General features: G+C 75.2%; 18 protein-coding genes. 5 read left to right on the top strand and 13 right to left on the bottom strand.

What is annotated here, in order from left to right; genetic code table 11:
- Positions 1 to 37 precede the first annotated feature (37 nt).
- On the top strand, positions 38 to 1,927 hold the full coding sequence (locus ACFQ8T_RS14940; protein ID WP_430547304.1) for an ABC transporter ATP-binding protein: 1,890 nt from the start codon (positions 38 to 40) through the stop codon (positions 1,925 to 1,927).
- On the opposite strand, the gene ACFQ8T_RS14935 is transcribed toward ACFQ8T_RS14940, so the two are convergent.
- The 4 genes from ACFQ8T_RS14935 to ACFQ8T_RS14920 form a co-directional block, all read right to left on the bottom strand.
- Positions 1,858 to 2,835, bottom strand: coding sequence for a hypothetical protein (locus tag ACFQ8T_RS14935; protein ID WP_430547303.1), 978 nt, complete (start codon positions 2,833 to 2,835; stop codon positions 1,858 to 1,860). The genes ACFQ8T_RS14940 and ACFQ8T_RS14935 overlap by 70 nt on opposite strands.
- 1 nt (position 2,836) lies before the next feature.
- Positions 2,837 to 3,277 (bottom strand): lasso peptide biosynthesis B2 protein, encoded by a 441-nt coding sequence (locus tag ACFQ8T_RS14930; protein ID WP_430547302.1) that lies wholly within the window; start codon positions 3,275 to 3,277, stop codon positions 2,837 to 2,839.
- Positions 3,274 to 4,428 carry an asparagine synthase-related protein gene (locus ACFQ8T_RS14925; protein WP_430547301.1) on the bottom strand — a complete coding sequence of 385 codons (1,155 nt, stop codon included), beginning with the start codon at positions 4,426 to 4,428 and terminating at the stop codon, positions 3,274 to 3,276. Before ACFQ8T_RS14925 ends, ACFQ8T_RS14930 begins: the two co-directional genes overlap by 4 nt.
- A 107-nt stretch (positions 4,429 to 4,535) precedes the next feature.
- The gene (locus ACFQ8T_RS14920; RefSeq protein WP_176168750.1) at positions 4,536 to 4,649 is read right to left on the bottom strand and encodes a lasso RiPP family leader peptide-containing protein; all 114 of its coding nucleotides are present in this window, start codon (positions 4,647 to 4,649) and stop codon (positions 4,536 to 4,538) included.
- Positions 4,650 to 4,860: 211 nt separating this feature from the next.
- On the opposite strand from ACFQ8T_RS14920, the gene ACFQ8T_RS14915 reads away from it, so the two are divergent.
- Positions 4,861 to 5,118: a PqqD family protein gene (locus tag ACFQ8T_RS14915; protein WP_430547300.1), complete on the top strand. Its 258-nt coding sequence runs from the start codon at positions 4,861 to 4,863 to the stop codon at positions 5,116 to 5,118.
- A gap of 6 nt (positions 5,119 to 5,124) precedes the next feature.
- Here the strand turns inward: ACFQ8T_RS14915 and ACFQ8T_RS14910 are convergent, their stop codons facing one another.
- Positions 5,125 to 6,081 (bottom strand): GDP-mannose 4,6-dehydratase, encoded by a 957-nt coding sequence (locus ACFQ8T_RS14910; protein ID WP_430547299.1) that lies wholly within the window; start codon positions 6,079 to 6,081, stop codon positions 5,125 to 5,127.
- Positions 6,078 to 7,070 carry a GDP-mannose 4,6-dehydratase gene (locus ACFQ8T_RS14905; protein ID WP_430547298.1) on the bottom strand — a complete coding sequence of 331 codons (993 nt, stop codon included), beginning with the start codon at positions 7,068 to 7,070 and terminating at the stop codon, positions 6,078 to 6,080. The genes ACFQ8T_RS14910 and ACFQ8T_RS14905 overlap by 4 nt, the downstream gene beginning before the upstream one ends.
- Before the next feature lie 224 nt (positions 7,071 to 7,294).
- Here ACFQ8T_RS14905 and ACFQ8T_RS14900 point away from each other — a divergent pair, with 224 nt between their 5' ends.
- Complete coding sequence (locus ACFQ8T_RS14900) at positions 7,295 to 7,966, top strand: hypothetical protein (protein ID WP_430547297.1); 672 nt, start codon at positions 7,295 to 7,297, stop codon at positions 7,964 to 7,966.
- Positions 7,967 to 7,975: 9 nt separating this feature from the next.
- Positions 7,976 to 9,787: a hypothetical protein gene (locus tag ACFQ8T_RS14895; protein WP_430547296.1), complete on the top strand. Its 1,812-nt coding sequence runs from the start codon at positions 7,976 to 7,978 to the stop codon at positions 9,785 to 9,787.
- A gap of 32 nt (positions 9,788 to 9,819) precedes the next feature.
- Here the strand turns inward: ACFQ8T_RS14895 and ACFQ8T_RS14890 are convergent, their stop codons facing one another.
- The 3 genes from ACFQ8T_RS14890 to ACFQ8T_RS14880 are packed head-to-tail and all read right to left on the bottom strand — an operon-like array spanning position 9,820 to position 13,543.
- Positions 9,820 to 10,875, bottom strand: a complete 1,056-nt coding sequence (locus ACFQ8T_RS14890; protein ID WP_430547295.1) for a glycosyltransferase family 4 protein — start codon at positions 10,873 to 10,875, stop codon at positions 9,820 to 9,822.
- Entirely contained in the window at positions 10,872 to 11,930 is a 1,059-nt protein-coding gene (locus ACFQ8T_RS14885) for a glycoside hydrolase family 99-like domain-containing protein (protein WP_430547294.1), read from the bottom strand. Before ACFQ8T_RS14885 ends, ACFQ8T_RS14890 begins: the two co-directional genes overlap by 4 nt.
- A 23-nt stretch (positions 11,931 to 11,953) precedes the next feature.
- Positions 11,954 to 13,543: a lipopolysaccharide biosynthesis protein gene (locus ACFQ8T_RS14880; protein WP_430547293.1), complete on the bottom strand. Its 1,590-nt coding sequence runs from the start codon at positions 13,541 to 13,543 to the stop codon at positions 11,954 to 11,956.
- Positions 13,544 to 13,717: 174 nt separating this feature from the next.
- Between ACFQ8T_RS14880 and ACFQ8T_RS14875 the strand changes: the two genes are divergently transcribed.
- A complete protein-coding gene (locus ACFQ8T_RS14875) occupies positions 13,718 to 14,914 on the top strand; it encodes a glycosyltransferase family 4 protein (protein WP_430547292.1) in 1,197 nt (398 codons plus the stop codon).
- A 9-nt stretch (positions 14,915 to 14,923) separates the two neighbouring features.
- Here ACFQ8T_RS14875 and ACFQ8T_RS14870 read toward each other — a convergent pair whose 3' ends face one another.
- The 4 genes from ACFQ8T_RS14870 to ACFQ8T_RS14855 are packed head-to-tail and all read right to left on the bottom strand — an operon-like array spanning position 14,924 to position 19,151.
- Positions 14,924 to 16,396, bottom strand: a complete 1,473-nt coding sequence (locus ACFQ8T_RS14870) for a DUF4038 domain-containing protein (RefSeq protein ID WP_430547291.1) — start codon at positions 16,394 to 16,396, stop codon at positions 14,924 to 14,926.
- A 12-nt stretch (positions 16,397 to 16,408) separates the two neighbouring features.
- The gene (locus ACFQ8T_RS14865; RefSeq protein WP_430547290.1) at positions 16,409 to 17,293 is read right to left on the bottom strand and encodes a glycosyltransferase family 2 protein; all 885 of its coding nucleotides are present in this window, start codon (positions 17,291 to 17,293) and stop codon (positions 16,409 to 16,411) included.
- The gene (locus tag ACFQ8T_RS14860) at positions 17,290 to 17,940 is read right to left on the bottom strand and encodes a PIG-L deacetylase family protein (RefSeq protein WP_430547289.1); all 651 of its coding nucleotides are present in this window, start codon (positions 17,938 to 17,940) and stop codon (positions 17,290 to 17,292) included. The genes ACFQ8T_RS14865 and ACFQ8T_RS14860 overlap by 4 nt, the downstream gene beginning before the upstream one ends.
- The gene (locus tag ACFQ8T_RS14855) at positions 17,937 to 19,151 is read right to left on the bottom strand and encodes a polysaccharide pyruvyl transferase family protein (RefSeq protein ID WP_430547288.1); all 1,215 of its coding nucleotides are present in this window, start codon (positions 19,149 to 19,151) and stop codon (positions 17,937 to 17,939) included. Before ACFQ8T_RS14855 ends, ACFQ8T_RS14860 begins: the two co-directional genes overlap by 4 nt.
- Positions 19,152 to 19,153: the final 2 nt, after the last annotated feature.

Here is a 19,153-nt window from a genome sequence, read left to right as displayed (position 1 = left end):
AGGCCGGGCCGGGCCCCGGCGGAGGACGGAGCGGTCGGTGGCAGACAGCGCGGTGGGCGGGACGCCGGAGAGCGACGAGCGCAGGGGACGCCGCCTGCTGCGCCTGCTCGGCGGCTCCTTGCAGGTGTCCTGGCGCGCGAGCCGGCCCCTGTTCGTCGCGATGCTGGTCCTCCAGGTCCTCGTCGCGGGGGCGCTGGCAGGCCAGGTGCTCGTCGTCTCCGCGCTGCTCGACGTGCTGCTCGCGCTCGCCGACGGCACGAGCGGCGTCGCGGCGGTCACCGGACCGGTCCTCGCCCTGGCCGCCCTGACCGGTCTCGCCTCGGTCGCCGGCGGGCTCCAGGCCTCGGCACGCCGGGTGCTCGGCGAGCACGTGGCGCGACTGATGGCCGAGGACGTGCAGGAGGTCGCGACGAGCGTCCCGCTCGAGCACTTCGAGTCGCCTGCCTTCTACGACCGTCTGCAGCGGGTCCGCGTCAACGCGCTCTCGAGGCCGTTCCAGGTCACCCAGGGGATGTTCGACCTCCTCGGGTCGTCGATCGCCACGGTCGGCGTGGGCGCCGCGCTGGTCGCGCTGCACCCCGTGCTGCTCCCGCTGCTCGCGCTCGGCGGCCTGCCCCTGCTGGTCACGGGCCGACGCGAGGGCAGGCTGGAGTTCGCGTTCAAGGTGGCGCAGACGACCAACGAGCGCGAGCGCATCTACACCAACTACGTGCAGAGCAGCCGGGACGAGGCCAAGGAGATCCGCGCCTTCCAGTCGGCCCCGTGGCTGCAGGCGCGCTACCGGGAGCTGTACGGCACGTACCTGGCCGACCTCGCCCGCCACGTGCGGCGCCGGGCGCTGACGAACGGCGCGGGCAACCTCGCCGCGGCCGTCGTGCTCGCGGGCGTGCTGCTGGTGCTGGCCTGGCTCATCACGCGCGGCGAGGTGACGTTCTCCGAGGCGGGGGCCGCCGTGGTCGCGGTCCGGATGCTCCAGGGGCAGATCCAGGGCATCTTCGGCGGCGTCCAGCAGATCTTCGAGTCGGGGCTGTTCCTCGACGACGTGCACGCGTTCCTCACCGACGGGCGGGCTGCGGCGCGCGCGGCCACCGGGAGCGAGGAGCCGCCGGCCGCCTTCCCGGGCGTCTTCGCCCGTGGTGTCTCCTTCACCTACCCGGGCTCGCGGCGACCGGCGCTGCGCGACGTGGACCTCGCGCTGCGCCCCGGCGAGGTCGTGGCCCTGGTGGGCGCCAACGGCTCCGGCAAGACCACCCTCGCCAAGCTCCTCGGCGGCCTGTACGAGCCGACGTCGGGCACCGTCCTGTGGGGCGACCGGCCGCTGTCCGGGATGCGCGGCGCGGCCGTGCGCCCCCAGGTGGCGGTGATCTTCCAGGACTTCGTCCACTACGCGTACACGGCCACGTGGAACATCGCCCTCGGCCGACCCGACGTCCCGGTCGACCACGAGCGGGTACGGCGTGCGGCCCGGGTCGCCGGCGTGGACGCCGCGCTCGCCGGCCTGCCCGACGGCTACGAGTCGCGGTTGTCGCGCATGTTCCCCGGCGGCACGGAGCTCTCCGGCGGCCAGTGGCAGCGGGTCGCGATCGCCCGGGCCTTCTACCGGGACGCGGCGCTCGTCATCCTCGACGAGCCGACCGCCGCGATGGACCCGCTCGCGGAGCACGACCTGTTCTCGTCGCTGCGGGCCACGCTCGACGGGCGGACCGCGCTCTTCGTGTCGCACCGCTTCTCCACCGTGCGCTCGGCGGACCGCATCGTCGTGCTCGACGACGGCGTGGTGGTCGAGCAGGGCTCGCACGACGAGCTGATGGCCCTCGACGGCGCCTACGCGGAGATGTTCACGGTCCAGGCCCGGTCCTACCTGGACGCCGCGTCGGCCCCGACCAACGGGCGCGCCGAGGCCTCGCCCACCGACCGGAGGACCTGAGCGCCCAGCCCCGGCGCGAACGGCGGCCCCCACGGGACGTCCGCCACCAGCACGGGGACGGTGCGGGCGACGTCGGCGAGATGGCGCAGGTGGGCGCTCTGCACGCGCTCGTCCAGCCAGCCGTGCAGCCGCGGGTAGTGCAACAGCTCGAAGAGCGCCGCGGTGCCCGTCCGTCGGCGCACGACGAGCTCCCCGCCGGCACGGTCGGGCTGCGGCACGACGATCGCGCGCAGCGGGCGGCGGTCGCGCGCTCCAGCGCCGAGCTGCAGCACGTGCCGGGCGTCGGCGCTCACGCGGCGCCCGGGCGCCCGCGCGGCGAACCGCTCGGCCAGCGTGTCGGCACCCTTGCGCAGCCGCACCTCCGTGGCACCCAGCCGGGCCGCGAAGCCGTCGTCGCCGCGGTCCAGGCGCAGCACGTCGTCGGTGACGAGGGCGGCTCCCTCCGCGCACAGCAAGGTCGCCATCGTCGACTTGCCCATGCCCGAGTAGCCGACGAACGCCACCACGCCGTCGTCGTCCTCCACCGCGCTCGCGTGCAGCACCGCCTCGCCGCGCAGGTACAGCTGGAACGCGAGCATCCCGCCGGTGGTGAGCACCCGGCTCAGCCCGGGGTCGACGCCGCCCGCCTCCCGCAGCACGACGTGGCGCAGGTCGGCCGACACCTCGAAGTCGCACGCGTCGTGGAACCGGAGCAGGTAGCCGTCGGCGCCCAGGTCCCAGGCCGTGTACCAGGGGTCCCCGGCCAGCTCGTGGTGCAGGACCGGCCGCCCGTCGGGGGCGGTGCGCTGGTCGGTGCCCGGGCCGGCGGCGACCACGACGTCGGCCCGGGCCGCGCCCTCCTCCGCCCGGTCCTGGTGCAGGTCGAAGGGCGCCTCCACGATCAGGCCGTACAGCAGCTGGCGGTCCATGTCACGCTCCCTGGGTGGGGACCGCGAGCGGGCGGAAGCCCGTGCCGCGGTCCAGGTCGAGGTCCTTGTCGTCGATGCGCAGCCAGGCGTGCGCCCGCACGACGCCACCCGCCTTGGCGACGCCCAGCACGAGTGCGGGACGACGGTGGCGCAGCAGCCGGCCGGCGAGGATCGCCGAGCGCAGGCAGGTGCCGTTCACGCCGGGCAGCCGCAGCACCCGCCGCAGGACGCGGAGCCGCCGCCGTTCCGCGTCGTCCAGCACGCCGGGGTCGAGGTCGCCGGACGCAGGATCGGCGGACGCCAGCAGGGTGAGGTCGTACCGCCGGGCGACGCGCGCCACGTCCCATCGCCGCAGCCGGCGCTCGAGCAGCAGCAGGGCGCCCAGGAGCCGGAGCGCCAGCGGGACGGCGCTCACCCGGCGCCACACCCCGGACGGGGTCACCGGACCGGCTCCGCCCCGACGGACGCCAGCCACGCCTGCTGCAGCAGCAGGCTCGTCGGACCGGGCGGGAAGCCGGACAGCCACGCGGCGCGGAGCCCGTCGACGTCGACCAGCGCGGCGTCGACGCCGTCCCCGCCCCACCGGCGGGCGAAGTCGCGCGTCGCGCTGCCCAGGTACGCGCGGTTGAACGACGCCTTGTCGGACCGGGCGCACACGGCGTCCGGCAGCAGCGTGCCGAAGACGGCGCGCATGCCCGCGGTGCGGTCGGGGAAGCCCCACGGGTGAGCCGCGCCGAGCGCCCCGAGGAAGTCGTCGTCCAGCAGCGGGTGGGCGAGCACGACGTCGTGCTCGGCGGCCACCTGACCGAACGTGTCCAGGAAGACCCGGCTCGCGCGCCTCCGGCGCAGCCAGCGCAGGCCGCGTGCGTACGACAGGGGCTCGGCCGCGGCGTCGCGCGCGATCTCGTCGGCGAGCCGAGCCGTCGTCTCGCGCCCGAGCCAGGTGAGCGCCGCCGTGCTGCGCGCCGCGGCGGTGCGCTCGCGCCACCGCCGCGCGGGCAGCAGCGAGTCCAGGGCGGCCCGGCGGGGGGTCCCCGCCCTCCCCCGGCCTCGCGCGACCCTCAGCAGGGCCCGGGAGCGGCGGTCGCCGAGCACCTCGTCGCCGCCCTCCCCCGTCAGCACCACGTGCCCTCGCAGCTCGCGCAGCATCGCGTCCTTCACGTGCATGGTGGCGGGGAAGAGCAGCCCCCGGCGCACCAGGCTCTCCCGCGCCGCGTCGCCCAGCAGGTCGTTCTCGCCTCCGACGTCGATCCGCCGCCACGTGGAGAGCCCGAGGTGCCGCACGACCGACTCCTGCCACGCGGACTCGTCCGCCTCCGCGACCCCGGGGTAGCGGAACGTCACGGGCACCGGGTCGGGGTTCCCGTCCTCGCGGGCGACGGCGGTCGCGACGGCGAGCACGGCGGACGAGTCCCGACCGCCCGAGAAGGTGACGGCCACCGGGCGCCCGTCGGAGGCGCGGCGCACGGACGACTTGATCGCCTCCAGCGGCCTCCCGACCTCGCGAGGCGTCGTCGGCACGGGGTCGGGCACCAGCCCGGGCAGCCAGCACGCGGCGACCTCGAAGGCCGTCGGGCGGTAGAAGGACGTCATCGTCGTTCCAGGCTGCTCGGGGGGACGCTGCGGGGAGTGCGCTGAGGACACCGGAGGTGCCGGCCGTTCCGACGTCGGAACGACCGGCACCCTGTCCCTGAGTGGGTTCAGGACGCCTTGCCCTTGTGGAACAGGTCGCCGTCGTAGTCGAAGGCGAACTGCTGCTCGAGCGTGACGTCCTTGACCGAGCCCACCTCGGTGATGCGCGGTGCTTCGTACATCGGAGCACTCCCCTCTCCTCGTTCGTGCAGGACGCGCCCAACGTCGCGCCACGAGCAACCACCGGTCAAGGACTTCTGGCCGAAGTCACCCCGCACCCGGACGCCTTTCACCCGACGCCGGGTGAAAGCTCCGTCCCGCCCCCACCCCGGGCCCCGGATCGGCCTATCCTCGGGGCGGCACGACCGGAGAACCGCGACGAGAGGCACGGCGATGAGGCTGCGCGAGGACGGCGTCACCTGGCAGGAGATCGACGGCGAGCTGGTCATCCTCGACCTCGCGTCGTCCACGTACCTCACGACCAACGGCTCCGGCGCCTTCGCGGCGAAGCTGCTGCAGGAGGACCGCACCACCGGCGACCTCGCGGACGCGCTCGCCGTCGAGTACGACATCCCCGCCGACGTCGCGCGGCGCGACGCCGAGGCCTTCGTGGACGCGCTCCGCGACCGCGGCCTGCTCGTCGAGGAGTGAGCGCGGTCAGGCCGTGAGCAGGGCGAGGTCGTGCCGCACCATGCGGTCGACGATCTCCTCGAACTCGAGCGTGCCGCCCCATCCCAGCACCGTCCGGGCCCTGCGGGCGTCCCCCACCTGCTCCGTCGGGTCGGCAGGGCGCACGAACCGCGGGTCGACCGTGACGTGCGGCTCCCAGTCGTGGACGCCGGCCGCGGCGAACGCGGCGGCGACGAAGTCGGCCACCGACCGGGTCGTCCCGGACGCCACGACGAAGTCGTCCGCGACCGGGTGCCGGACCGACCGCACCATCGCGTCGACATAGTCGGGCGCCCAGCCCCAGTCGCGGCGCGCGTCGAGGTTGCCGAGCGCCAGGGTTCCGGAGCCGCAGTACGCGATCCGGGCCGCGGCGGCGGTGATCTTGCGGGTCACGAACGTCTCCGGGCGGCGCGGCGACTCGTGGTTGTAGAGCACGCACGTGGAGACGCCGAGCCCGCGGACCCGGAACACCGCGGCCATCTGGTGGGCGTACGCCTTGGCGGCGCCGTAGGGCGACGACGGCCGCACCGTCGTGCCCTCGTCCTGCGGCGCACGGTCAGGGGTGCCGAAGATCTCCGCGCTCGACGCCTGGAGCACCCGGACCGCACGCCCCGAGTCCTCCTGCAGGCGCCACGCCGCCTCGTAGAGGGCCACCGCGCCGAGCCCGGAGACGGCCCCCGTCTCGACAGGGTGCCGCCACGAGTACGCGACCGAGCTGATCCCGCCCAGGTTGTAGATCTCGTCCGGCCCCGTGCGGCGCACGAGCTCCGCGAGGTCCTCGGCGTCCCGCAGGTCGCCCACGTGGAGGCGCACGCCGCCGGGCAGCCCGACCGGGCGCTCGCCGGCGCGCACCAGACCGTGCACCTCGGCCCCCTCGGCGGCGAGCCGCTCGGCGAGGTACGACCCGTCCTGGCCCGCGACGCCGGTGACGAGGGCGACCGTCACGGGCGCATCCCGGCCAGCTCCGCCTGCTCGTCCAGGTCGTTCTCGACCATCATCGCGACCAGCCGCTCGAAGTCCACGCGGGGCTCCCAGCCGAGCACGTCGCGTGCCTTCGACGGGTCCCCGATGAGGAGGTCGACCTCCGCGGGCCGCATGAAGCGCGGGTCCTGCGTGACGTAGCCGCTCCAGTCCTCGACGCCCACGCACCCGAAGGCCGCGTCGAGCAGGTCGCGGATGGAGTGGGTGCGGCCGGTCGCGACCACGTAGTCGTCCGCCTGGGGCTGCTGGAGCATCCGCCACATCGCGTCGACGTAGTCGCCGGCGAACCCCCAGTCCCGGCGGGCGTCGAGGTTGCCCAGGGTGAGCGAGTCCTGCAGGCCGAGCTTGATCCGCGCCACGGCCTGCGACACCTTGCGGGTGACGAACTCGGGCCCGCGGCGCGGCGACTCGTGGTTGAACAGGATGCCGCTCGACGCGTGCAGCCCGTACGACTCGCGGTAGTTGATCGTCATGTAGTGCCCGAACACCTTCGCGACGCCGTAGGGCGACCGGGGCCACAGGAGGGTCGACTCGCGCTGCGGCACCTCCTGCACCTTGCCGAACATCTCCGAGCTCGACGCCTGGTAGAAGCGCACGGCCGCGGGGTCGTCGCCCGCGTGCAGCCGCACCGCCTCGAGCATGTTGAGCACGCCCTTGCCGGTCACCTCGCTGGTGAGCGTCGCGTTCTCCCACGAGTAGGCGACGTAGGAGATCGCGCCGAGGTTGTAGACCTCGTCGGGCCGCGCCGCGGCCAGCGCCCGCAGCAGGGACGACAGGTCGGTCAGGTCACCGGTCACGAGCCGCACGTCCGGCACGGTGCGCCGCACGAGGTCGAGCTTCGGGTTGTTCTGCCCGCGGATCAGGCCCCAGACCTCATAACCTTTCGAGAGCAGGAGCTCGGAAAGATACAAGCCGTCCTGGCCGGTGATCCCGGTAATCAGTGCTCGAGGCATTTTGCTCACCGTTCCTGTGCGCCGAATCAGCGCCGTCCCCCGGCGGCACTCCCCTTCTGGGACGCCACCACGCTAATCAGCAAGAGGGGCGTGCTGGCCGTCCGTACCGGGTGAACAGGGCCCGTACCGGGGTGAAAGTGCGCCCGGCTCGCCTGCCCGCCCGCTCGAACTTCATCCGCCCGTGCCCTCGACCGGGCCGCACGCGAGCGAGAACCATCGATGGCATGTCACGCCGGGAGCGGGGACGCCGCGACCACGCCGCGCGGGCCGCGGCGCTGGCCGCAGGCTTCGTGCTGCTGTACGGCGCCGGCGTCGTCGCGCCGTGGGGACAGTGGGTCGACGCGGTGGCGTTCAGCGTCCTGACCGGCGCGGGCGCGATGCTGCACCCCGTCGCGGCCGTCGCCCGTGAGGTCCTGGTGCTGGGGCTCGGCGTCGTCGTCGCGGCGCTCGCCGTCCGCGCGGTCCGCGACCGGCGATGGCGGGCCCTGGCGGCCTGCCTGGTGCTCGCCGCCGCGGCGGTCCTCGCCCTCGTGCTGCGCGGCGCCGTCCTGCCGCGCCCCGTGCACGAGGTGGCGCTCGGTTACCCGTACAACACGTTCCCGAGCACGCACGTCGCGGCGACGGCGGCACTCGCCATCGCGCTCGTCGTCCTCTGGCCCGGCCGTACCAGGGCCGGGCACGTCGTCGTGCGCGAGGTGGCGGTCGCCGCCGTGCTGGTCGCCTGCGTGGTCAACGTGGTCGCCTTCGCCCACCGCCCCGTCGACGTCCTGGGGTCGCTGCTGCTCGTCGGGGCTGCCGCCTCGGCGGCCTCCGCCGCGTTCCCCGGAGCGCTTTCACCCCGGGCCGACGGCAAGTTCACCCAGGTGGCCGCCCTGCGGGCGCGGGACGCGGCATAGCGTCACCGTATGACCACGCGACGCCGCCGCGCGGCACGGCTCCTGGCCCCCGCCCTCGTCCTCGCCGCCGGCTCGATCTCCCCGGCCGCGGCCGAGGACGGAGACGCGCCCGCGCGCACGGAGTCCCGGGCGGTGACCTGGACCTGCACCGGCGAGCCGTGCCCCTGGGGGCAGACGACCACCGGGAACGCGGCCGTGTGGCCCGAGGGCTCGGGCGCGCTGTCGGAGCGGTACGGCTACACGACGTCGGACGCCATCTACCTGCCCGACGACGCGGCCGAGGACGCCACGATCACCGTCGTCGAGGGTTCGGCGGGCGTGTGGGCCGGCCAGCTCGACGGCCCGCACCGCCACCTCGCCGCGCTGTCGGCCGGCGACGCGTTCACGGTCGGCGACCTCGCCGACGGCGAGGTCGTGTCCCTCCAGAACGACGGCGCGACCTTCGCCTACGCGTTCATGCCCGGGGGCGAGGCCCCGCCCGACCCCGAACCGACGCCCACGCCCACGCCGTCCACCGAGCCGACCCCCCAGCCGAGCGAGGGCGCCGCGTCACGTCCCGTCACCTGGACCTGCACCGGTGACCCGTGCCCCTGGGGTGCGTCGACGACCGGTCACGCCGTCGCGTGGCCCGCGGGCTCCGGGGCGATCACCGCACGGCACGGCTACGTGACGTCCGAGCCCGTCTACCTGCCCGCCGAGGCGGCGAACGGCGACACCATCACGGTGGTCTCCGGGTCGGCCCGGCTCTACGCGGGCACGCCCTCCGGACCCCACCGGAGCATCGGCCAGCTCTCGGCGGGCGACGAGCTCACGGTCGCCGACCTTCCGGCGGGCGAGGTGCTGTCCGTCCAGAACGACGATGGTCCGTTCCGCTACCTCCACGTCCCCGGAGACGCCACCACCCCGGAGCCGACGCCCACCCCGACACCGACGCCCACGCCGACCCCGACACCCACCCCGACACCCACGCCCGGCCAGGACGCGGCATCCCTGCCGGTCACGTGGCGCTGCACCGGCGAGCCCTGCCCGTGGGGAGAGACGACGTCGGGCCACGCGATCGCCTGGCCCGAGACGTCCGGCGCGATCACGACCCGCCACGGGTACACGACGTCGGAGGCCGTCTACCTGCCTGCCGCCGCGGCCAACGGCGACACCGTCGCCGTCGTCACGGGCTCCGCGACGCTGTACGCGGGCACGCCCACGGGACCGCACCGCAGCATCGCGCGCCTGTCCGCCGGTGAGCAGCACACGGTGACCGGCCTGCCGTCCGACCAGGTGCTGTCGGTGCAGAACGACGACTCGTCGTTCACCTACGTGCACACCCCCGGGGACGGCTCGACCCCGGACCCCGAGCCGACCCCCACGCCGACTCCCACACCCACGCCCACCGTCCCCGCGGACGCCGTCGTGATGGACTCGACGCTCGCGCTCTGGCACTGCGACGCCTACGCGACGTGCGCGGACGACGGCTGGACGCCGTGGGTGGGCGGCGCGATCGCCTGGCCGGAGTGGGCCGCGTACCCCACCAACGCGCGAGAGGGCTCGAACTCCCGCACCGTGCGCGACCTCGACGGCGAGGTCATCCACCCCTACATGGGGTCGTGGGCCGACGGCTGCCGGATCCAGGTCCTCGAGGGCGACGTGCTGGTGATCGAGTGGAAGCGCGGCACGGACACGTGGCGGCCCACGTACCTGTCCCCCGGCGACGTCTACACGATCGAGCTCGAGGGCGACGAGGACGGCGCCATGATCGAGACGCCGGACACGCCCACCACGTTCAGCGTCGCGCTGACCGACTGCGCCCCGCAGCCGCTGCCCTGACCGTCACCGTCAGGCGTGCCGACGGGTAGGGGTCAGGCGCGGTAGAGCGACTCGTACCGGTCGACGACGCGCTCCAGCGTGAACTCCTGGACGCGCTCGAGCGCCGAGGCCGCGAGCTCCTCCCGCCGCGCGTCGTCGGCCAGGAGCTCGGCGAGCGCCGTGCCGACGTCCTCCAGCGGCACGACGACGGCGGTGCGGCCGCCGTCCGTCACGTATCGCGCCCCGGGGTTGGGGGTCGCGACCACCGGCAGGCCGGACGCCATCGCCTCCACGTACGGGATGCCGAAGCCCTCGTAGTCGCTCGGCAGGCAGAACGCCCACGCCTGCTGGAAGGCGAGCGCCAGCTCGTCGTCGGTCAGCCGCCCCAGGGCTCGGACCCCGGGGCCCACGTCGTCGGGCACGTCCTGGCTGACCATCCAGAGCTCCGCGTCGGGGTGCTTCGGCAGCACCGTCTCCTGGAACTGGCGCGCCAGCTCCGCGCCGCGCTTGCGTCCGCGCCAGTAGCCGACGAACAGCACCACGGGGTGGTCCGCCCGCCGCGCGGCGTCGGGCCGGAACCGGCTCACGTCCGTGCCGCAGGGCACGACGTCGCGCACCCACGGGTACCAGCGGCGCGTCTCGGGCGAGATGACGACGGTGCGGTCCGCGACGCGGGACGCGAGCACCTCGGACAGCCCGAGGAGCACCATCCGCGTCTTCTCCTTGACACCCTTGATGGTGCGCGCCTCCTCGAAGCACGACCCCGCGAGGGTCCGCACGTGCCGGGGCACGCGCCGCCGCCACAGCCAGTAGTCGTCGCCCCACGCATGCAGGACGTCGTACGACGAGAGGTCGACGCGGCGCAGCGCGAGCGCGAACCGGAACGTGCGCAGCGAGCCGGTCATCCGCACGTGCCGGTGCCCGTAGACGGCGCCGTCGACCGCCGGGCAGTCGCTGAGGACCGTCACGTCGTGACCGCGCCGCGCGAGCTCGGTCGCGAGCTCGTGCACCTGGTAGCCGATGCCCTGCTTGCTGGTGCTGGGCAGGTAGTAGGAGACGATCGCGATCCGGAGCGGTCGCGCGGGGCCCGGTGCCGTGCCCGGGGTCATCGCAGGCCGTCCCGCAGCGCCTCGAGCCAGCCGCGGCCGTGCCGGAGGTCGGGTTCGAGGTGGTTGCCCTCGGCCCACTCGTTCCACGACTTGACCCACAGCAGCCGTTCCTCGGCCGGCCGGTGCGCGATCGACGCGACCGCCTGCCGCACGTTCTCCCCGAACTTCTCCGGGGTCGCGCCGTGCAGCACCACGCCGCCGCGGCCGGAGCGCGGCGTGTTGTCCCAGTTGGGGTAGACGCACGGCTGGACCAGGTCGCCGGTGCGGTTCTGCCCGGCCCAGTCGGTGGAGTACGGGAAGACCTCCGGCCCGCCGGCGAGCCTGCGGAAGGCGCGCATCCGCAGCAGCTCCGACCGGGAGTTTCCCGCCGGCATGCGCATGTACACGCCGGCGTCGAACCCGTCCTCCTTGACCCGGTCGTACCGCGGCCCGCCGCCCAGCAGGTCGCTCATCTCCGCCACGAGGTACAGGCCCTCGAGTCCCGCCCTCCGCGCCAGCGACTGCCAGAGGTCGACGAAGACCGCGGCGTCGGGAAGCTCCTCGGGCCGGAAGACGTAGAACACCGGTCGGCCGCCCACGCGCAGGTAGCGCGGGTCGCGGAACGCGGGCAGCACGGCCTCGAAGTGTGCCGTGTAGTCCTCGACGCCCGGGTAGTGCTGCTGCACCAGGATCCGGTCGGCCTCCCCGTGCCAGATGCCGCTCCACGTCTGGTTCGCCCACGCCAGGCAGAACGACACCTCGGGCGCGCCGGAGGCCAGCACCTCCGCGAACGGCCGCTCCAGGATGCGGCGCCCGTTGCCGAACCAGTAGTGCCAGTACGCGAACGCCTCCACCCCGTACTGCGCGGCCAGCTCCGACTGCGCGGCCCGCACCTCCGGCAGCCGCAGGTCGTAGAAGCCGAGGTCGGCGGGCACCAGCGGCTGCCGGTGCCCCGGGTACAGGCGGCGCGCCCGCGCCACGTTGGTCCACTCGGTGAACCCCGGCCCCCACCACGCGTCGTTCTCGGGGATCGGGTGGAACTGCGGCAGGTAGAAGGCGACGGCCCTGGCTTCCAACGTTTCGTCCCTCTCGTTCGACGTCATGCCCGGCTCGCGGAGACGACCTTGAGCAGCGGCACGGCCACGGCGCGCACCCGCGCCGGCACGGACCGGGCCACCGCGTCGGCATCGGCGGGCGTGAGGCCCGACCGGGTGAGCCGTACCGCGCCCACGAACAGCCCGAGGCCCAGCACGGCGGCCACGACCGCCGACGGCACCGGGGGCGCCCCGACCGCGTCGACGCCCCACCACGTCAGCACCGAGATCGCGGCGCCGAGCACGAAGGGCTGGACCATGGCCACCGCCCGCCGGACCGGCAGGTCCAGCGACCGCGCCTCGAGGATCAGCAGGCCGGCGAAGAGCAGCACGGCCGCCGCCGCGTTGCCGAGGACCGCGGCCCAGACCCCGAGCGGCCGGATCAGCGCCACCGTCAGCCCGACGTCGACCACCAGGCAGGCGAGGTTGGCCCACAGCAGCCAGGTGCCCTTGAGCCGTGCCATGAGGAACGCCTTGAGCGGACCGGCCATCACCAGCAGGCCGCCGGCCACGCTCAGGACGACGAGCACCGGGGGCACGGCGGAGAACTCGGCACCGTAGATCGTCGGGACGAGCAGCGCGAACGCCGGGGTCGCCGCCGCCACCACGCCCGCCGTCGCGGTCGACGACGCGCGCAGCGCGCGGCCCAGCGCGCCCGCCACCGCCTCGTGGTCCACCTCGCGCAGCCCCGAGATCGCCGGCACGAGCGGTCCGAGCAACGACTGCGCCGGGGCGAACAGGTGGACGCCGAGCCCGATCGCGAGGGCGAACACTCCGGCCGCCTCCGGCTCCGACATCCAGGTCAGCACCAGCACCTCGCTGCGCGACGAGACGAACGCCTCGACCAGGCCGGCCGCGCCGGCCGGCAGCGCGAACGCCCAGAAGCCCGGGGGGAACCGGCGCAGGCGCGGGCGCAGCAGGACCCTGCGGTACAGGGGCGCCACGAAGTACAGGTAGGCCACCGCGCCCAGGCCGGCCGCGACGAGGCGCACCGCCCAGATGGCGTCGGCCGTGCCCACCGTCGTGGCCGCGACCACCACCAGGACCTGCGCGACGAGGTTGACGACCATCGCCGCCTGCGCGTTCTGCGCCGTCTTGTTCTCGATGGCGAGCGCGTCCCCCGCCCCGGAGAACGTCAGGGGCACCAGCACGCCGAAGACGAGGGCGACCACCGTGAGCACAGGATCGGCGTCGATGAGCAGCAGCACCGCCGTGCCCACCACGGGCACGCCCACGAGCATCTTGTAGCCCTGCGCCGCCTGGAGCATGTGCCGCACCTCGGCGAACCGGCCGGCGGCGTGCGCCTTCGACCCGAACTGGACGAGGCCCGTACCGACGCCCAGGTCGATGGTCGTGAGGACGAGCGCGAGCACGGTCGAGAGGTACGCGAGGCGCCCGTAGTCGACGACACCGAGGACTCGCGCGACGACGATGTTGACGGCGAAGGCCAGCGGCAGCATCACGGCGACGTGCACCAACGTCCACAGGGCGCCCCGGATCGCCCGGTCCTGGAGCTCGCCGCGCGTCATGGCCTCGCCGGGCGCGTCCGCGCTCGGCACCGGCGCCGGTGGGGCGGACCTCTCGTCCGTGCTCATCGCACGCACCGGGCCGCCGCCGGACCGTCGGCGGGGACGAGGACGACGTGTGCTGTCACACCGGCCATCGTTTCCGACGACCGCCGGCATTCCGAGGGCCGGAGCGGTTTTTCAGCCGGGCGCGGGCACGTTTCACCCCCGGGAGGACGCCGCCCCCGACCTAGGCTCGACGGCATGGCCATCGGAGTCCCGGCCGGGAGCCACCTGCACGTGATCACGCCCGGCGACCACTTCTCCCCCTCGACCGGGAGCGCCCTGCCCTCGGTCGTGCACGGCCTGGCGTCCGCGACCCCGCCCGGAGCCCCACGGTCGGTCGTCGCCGTCGCGCGCGGCACCTACCCCGACCGCTACCCGAGCGCCGACGTCGTCGAGTACGACCCCGTGCCGCAGCAGCGCGCCGACCGCTACCGCGACGCCGCGGCGGCGCGCCTGGGCCTGCCCCGGACCGGCGCCCGGCGGCCGCTCGCCGCCGCGCTCGCGGACCAGGCGCGGTGGCCCGCCTCCGTGGTCCTCGGCCACAACCTCCCCCAGCTCGTCCCGCTCGTGGACGTCGACCGGCACGCTGCCGTGCTCTACGCGCACAACGAGCTGCTGCGCACGTACTCCCCGCGGGAGGCGGCCCGGGTGCTCGACCCCGCGGGCGCCGTCGTCTGCGTCAGCGGCTACGTCGCCGAGCGGACCGCGGACCGCCTGCCGCCGCGGCTGCGCGACCGCGTGCGAGTGGTGCACAACGGGGTCGACACCGCGCTCTTCCGTCCCGGTGACGCCGAACGGGTCGCCGGGGAGCGGCTGCGGGTCGTGTTCGTCGGGCGCACCGTGCCCGACAAGGGGCCGGACGTCCTCGTGGACGCCCTGCTCCGGCTCCGCCGGCCGGACGTGGTCGCCACCGTCGTCGGCACGCCGCACTTCGCCCCCGGCGCGCCCCTCACCCGGTACGAGCGCGAGCTGCGGGCCGCCGCCCGGCCGCTCGGCGACGCAGTGCGCTGGCTCCCGTTCCGGCCCCGGGACGAGGTGGCCGCCCTGATGCGCGCCGCCGACGTCGTGGTGGTGCCCTCCCGGTGGGCCGAGCCGTTCGCCCTCACCGTGCTGGAGGGGATGGCGTCCGGCGCCGCTGTCGTCGCCGCACGGACCGGAGGCATCCCCGAGGCGGCCGGCGACGCCGGGGTGCTGGTACCGCCCGGGTCTCCCGACGCCCTGGCCGCGGCCCTGGAGGGGCTCGCCGACGACAGCGCGTTCCTGGCCACGACCCGTGAGCGCTGCCTGCGACACGCGCGGGCGCACGACTGGCGTGCGGCGCGGCGGACCCTCGACGTCGTCCTCGGCGACCTCGGCCTGACGTCCGTCAGGGCGGCGGGGATGCCCGCGACCTGACAGCCGGCGTCAGCCCGGTCCGATCACCAGCAGCCAGTCGCCCCCGCCGTCGGCGTTCCGCCCCGGGGTGCGCATCCGCTCGGTCAGCGCCACAGGAGTCGCCGCCCCGGACGACGGGTCCACCCAGCGCGCCCTCCCCGCGGAGGCGAGCACCGCCAGGTCGAGCCCGAGCACACGCTCCGTCGGGACGTAGACGACGGCGGCGCGACCGTCCGCCGTGGCCGCCGCCGTCGTGCGGTCGCCGTCGAGGACGTCCGTCGTGTCGCCGGTCCGCGCCGCCCCCGCGCCGGAGATGACGAGGTCGTCGGAGGGGTGCAGCTCCCACCAGGGGAGCGCCTCGACCACGTCCCGCACCACGCCGACCTGTCGGAGGCCCGGCGCGTCGAGGCGGCCCTGCCAACCGTCGAGGAACTCCCAGTCGTCGCTGCCGTAGAAGTCCCCCGGCGAACCCGACGTCAGGGCCCACGCGGCCTGACGCCGCAGCGACTCGGGGCTCGTCGGCGGCCCGCCGTCGTTGTTCTCGCCCTCGTAGCCGCCCTCGGCGAAGAGCGCGGGGACGGCGGGCTCGCGGTCGTAGGCCTGCCGGACGGCGTCGTAGGCGGGCGGGTAGGAGTAGACGAAGGTGAAGTCCACCCGGGAGGCCCAGTACGGGTCGTCGGTGGAGACGGAGCGCGGGTAGCCCAGCTGGATCGAGAACGGCCGGTGGTCTCCCGTGTCGCGGATGCCCTGGACCACCTGGTCGAAGCACCGGTCGACGTCGCTGCCGGCCGCCGGGTCGTCCGCCGCGGGGAAGTAGTCCCCGCCCGTCATCCAGACGACGCCGGGCAGGTCGGCTGCCCACGTGCCCACCCGCTCGCCGTAGGTACGGCACTCCTGCTGCGAGGACGGCGAGAACGCGCGACCCACCGTCCAGCCGTCCACCGGGTAGAGGAACACCGACATGCCGCGCTCCGCCGCGGCGGCGAGGGTCGCGTGGGCCCGGTCCCAGTACTCCGGCACCCAGGACAGGACGTCACCGTCCACGAAGGGGAGCAGACCGTCCGCGGTCGCGCCGTCGTCGGACGGCCCGCCGTTGGCCGTCGCGCCCAGCAGCGAGACGATCAGGGCGTTGACCCCGCGCCCCTCACGGTCGTCCAGGTAGGTCAGCGCCTCCTCGGGCGACAGGTCGACCAGCAACGACCAGGGCGAGTCGCCGCGCACCAGGACCGGCGCCCCGTCCTGGTCGACGAAGTACCGCCCGTCCGGTCCGACGCCCGTGACGAGGTGTGCCCCGTCCGGCGTCTCGGGCGCCGACGGCGGCGTCGCGGGCAGCTCCGCGGCGACCGGCCCGGCCGTGCCACCGATCCGGCTCGCCTGCCCCTGGTGCTCCCGGTCCCACCACCACGCGGCACCGGCGACCGCGAGCGCGAGCGCGACGACGGCCGTCGTCGCCACGACGGCGACGACCCGGCGCCTCCGCCCGTGCGACCTCTCCCGCGCCACGACGCCGTCCGCTCAGCCCGCGAACCCGGCGGCGGTCGCGACGTCGCGGGCCATCCCCCGCCACCTCGGCAGCACCCAGCCCGGCACGATCTGCGTCCAGCACCGCGCCTTCTCCCGGAGCGGGAGTCGCGTCGTCGCGACGGCCCGGTACAGCTCGAGGTTGAGCCGCGTCTGCGGGAAGGCGAAGCGGACCCGCGCGGACGGCGCGTGCCACTTCACCTGCTCCTGGCCCTGCAGCGAGAGCTGCTCGGGCACCCGCCGCTGCAGGAACGCCCGGTCGTCCACGACGACGGCCGGCCCCTGGCAGAGCAGCTCGGTCAGCAGCACGATGTCGTCGCCCACCATGGGGCGCAGAGGGCGCGCCCGGGCGAGCGCCGAGCGCCGGATCACGCCGTACATGACGTGCGACGCCTGCGACCGGAACAACCGGCGCAGCCGCTCGTGCGCGGCGTCGGCGTCCAACCCGAGGTCCGCGTCCCCGAGGCCGTCGGTGACCGTGCCGTCGCCGTCGACCAGCCGGGCCCGCGTCATCGCGAGCACGGCGTCGGGGCGCTCGTCGAGGGCCCGCACGCACGAGGAGGCGAACGTGGGGAGCCAGAGATCGTCCACGGCCGCCCAGCTGAACAGGGGGGCCGCGGACCGTTCGAGGACGCGCCGGTAGTTCCACGTCCCGCCGCGGTTGGTCTCCGCCCGGAGGTACCGCACGCGAGCGTCTGTCGCGGCGACGGCCCGGCAGATCTCCTGGGTGCCGTCGGTCGAGCCGTTGTCGGAGACGACGACCTCGAGGTCCTCCAGGTCCTGCGCGAGCAGGGCCCGGAGGGCACCCTCGAGGAACCGCTCGCCGTTGTGCACCGGCAGCCCGAAGGACAGCACGGGGGCCGGCGCGCCCCGCGTCACGGTGTCCCCCGGCCGAGCGACAGCACGCTCTTGGTCACGGTGTACGCCTCGGCGTAGCGGCTGCGGCACTCCATCCCGCGCAGGCGCAGGAGCCCGAGGAACACCTCGTGGTCCCACCAGTCGTGAGCCTTCTGGGAGGCGTAGCAGGCGTCGAGCAGCTCGACCTTGCGCCGCGCCAGCGCGTCGGGGACCGGCACGTAGGTCGACGGGCGACCCATGTCGCCGTCCCACTTGGGGATCTCGTAGTGCAGCACGAGGGCGTCGCGCCAGACGGTCGGAGCCATCGTCCCCACCAGCCGGTGGTCCTGGTGCGCGTCGTCGGGCCGCGGCGCCAGCACCAGGTCCGGTGCCGGGACCCGCTCGGCGTGCTCGTGCAGCGCGGCCCGCGCCTCACCCCACCGGTCCGGCAGGCGCCCGTCCGGCAGCCCGCCGAACACGCTCGTCGCGCCGGGAAGGAACGCCTCGGCGGCGGTGCGCGCCTCGTCCTGGCGGGAGGGGTCGCCGGTGAGCGTGAGGTACGCCGCCTCGACACCACCCCGCGCCGCGAGCGCCAGGAGCGTGCCGCCGCAGGCGATCTCGACGTCGTCCGGGTGCGCGGCGAGGCACACCACCCGCAGCGGGCCGTCGGGCAGCGCGAGGCCGATCATCGGGCGGCCCCCGACTTCTCGTGCGGGCTGCCGGCGGCGGCTCCGGGAAGCGTCGAGGCGAGGACGTCGCGGAGCCGCTCCTCCTGGGCCGCCAGCCGCCGGGCCGCGTCCGCGAGCACCGGCCTCGTGTCCGGCGCGGGCTCCCGCAGCAGGGCGAGCACCTGGTCCGCCACCTCGTCCGGGTCGAAGCCGTCGACCGTGTGCACCTGGTCCCCCTGGCCGAACTGCTCGAGCAGCCGTCCCTGCTTCGCGCCGTAGCCGAGCGACACGGCCGGGACCCCCAGCCGCAGCGCCGTCACGAGGTGGTGGTACCGGGCCGCCGCGACGACCCGTGACCCGGCCGTCTCCCGCGCCACGTCCGCCAGCGACCCCGCCTCCACGGCCTCGACGTTGCCGGGGCCGGCCGACGCCGCACGGGCGGCGACCTCGCGGGCGGTCGGCGCGTCCGGCAGCGCGCCACCGAGCACGACGACGTCGGCGCCGGACGCCGCCACCCGCTGGACGACCCGCACCATCCGCGCGACGTAGGCGGCGCGGTCCGCCTCCCCCTCCGCCGTCCCGAGGCCCCGGTAGTCGATGACGCCCACGACGACGCGCGGGCGCTCACGGCGGGGGGCGCCGGGCGCCGGGAGCCCGAGGACGAGATCGGGCACCACGTCGAGGGGGCGTCGCACCCCGAGCCGGCGCGCGGCGCGCGCCGACCCGTCGTCGCGCACCGTCACGAGGGTCGCGGCGGAGAGGGTCCAGCGGAACAGACGCGCCGTGACGGGGTGGAAGGCGGCGTCGACCCCGACCGACAGGGCGAGGAAGGGTCGTCGCCGGAGGCGGGCGGCGAGCGCGTACCAGAAGAGGGTGAGCGGGATCCCCCCGGGGGCGATCGCCAGCCCCTCGAAGATCCCGGTGCCGGGCACGACCACGGCGTCCAGGTCGCCGACCGTGCGCCACGCGCGACGCGCGTCGGCCAGCTTGCCGAGCAGGCCGCCCGCTCCCCCGCGTCGGGCACCGGGATGGTGCAGCGGGACGGCCGCCACGCCGTGCTCGGCCGTCACCGCCTCGCACCGGTCGGCCACCACCACCGGGACCACCCGGTCGTCGGCCCGCAGCACGCCCAGCATCGCGGCGAGCGACGCCTCGTTCCCGAAGTTGTGGACCCCGAACTCGCCCAGCAGCCCGACGTGCACCTTCACCTCGCGCACCGGGACCTCACGCACCA

The organism is Isoptericola sp. NPDC056618 (assembly GCF_042792715.1).
Taxonomy (GTDB): Bacteria; Actinomycetota; Actinomycetes; order Actinomycetales; family Cellulomonadaceae; genus Isoptericola; species Isoptericola nanjingensis.
This window is presented reverse-complemented; position numbering and strand designations above follow the sequence as displayed.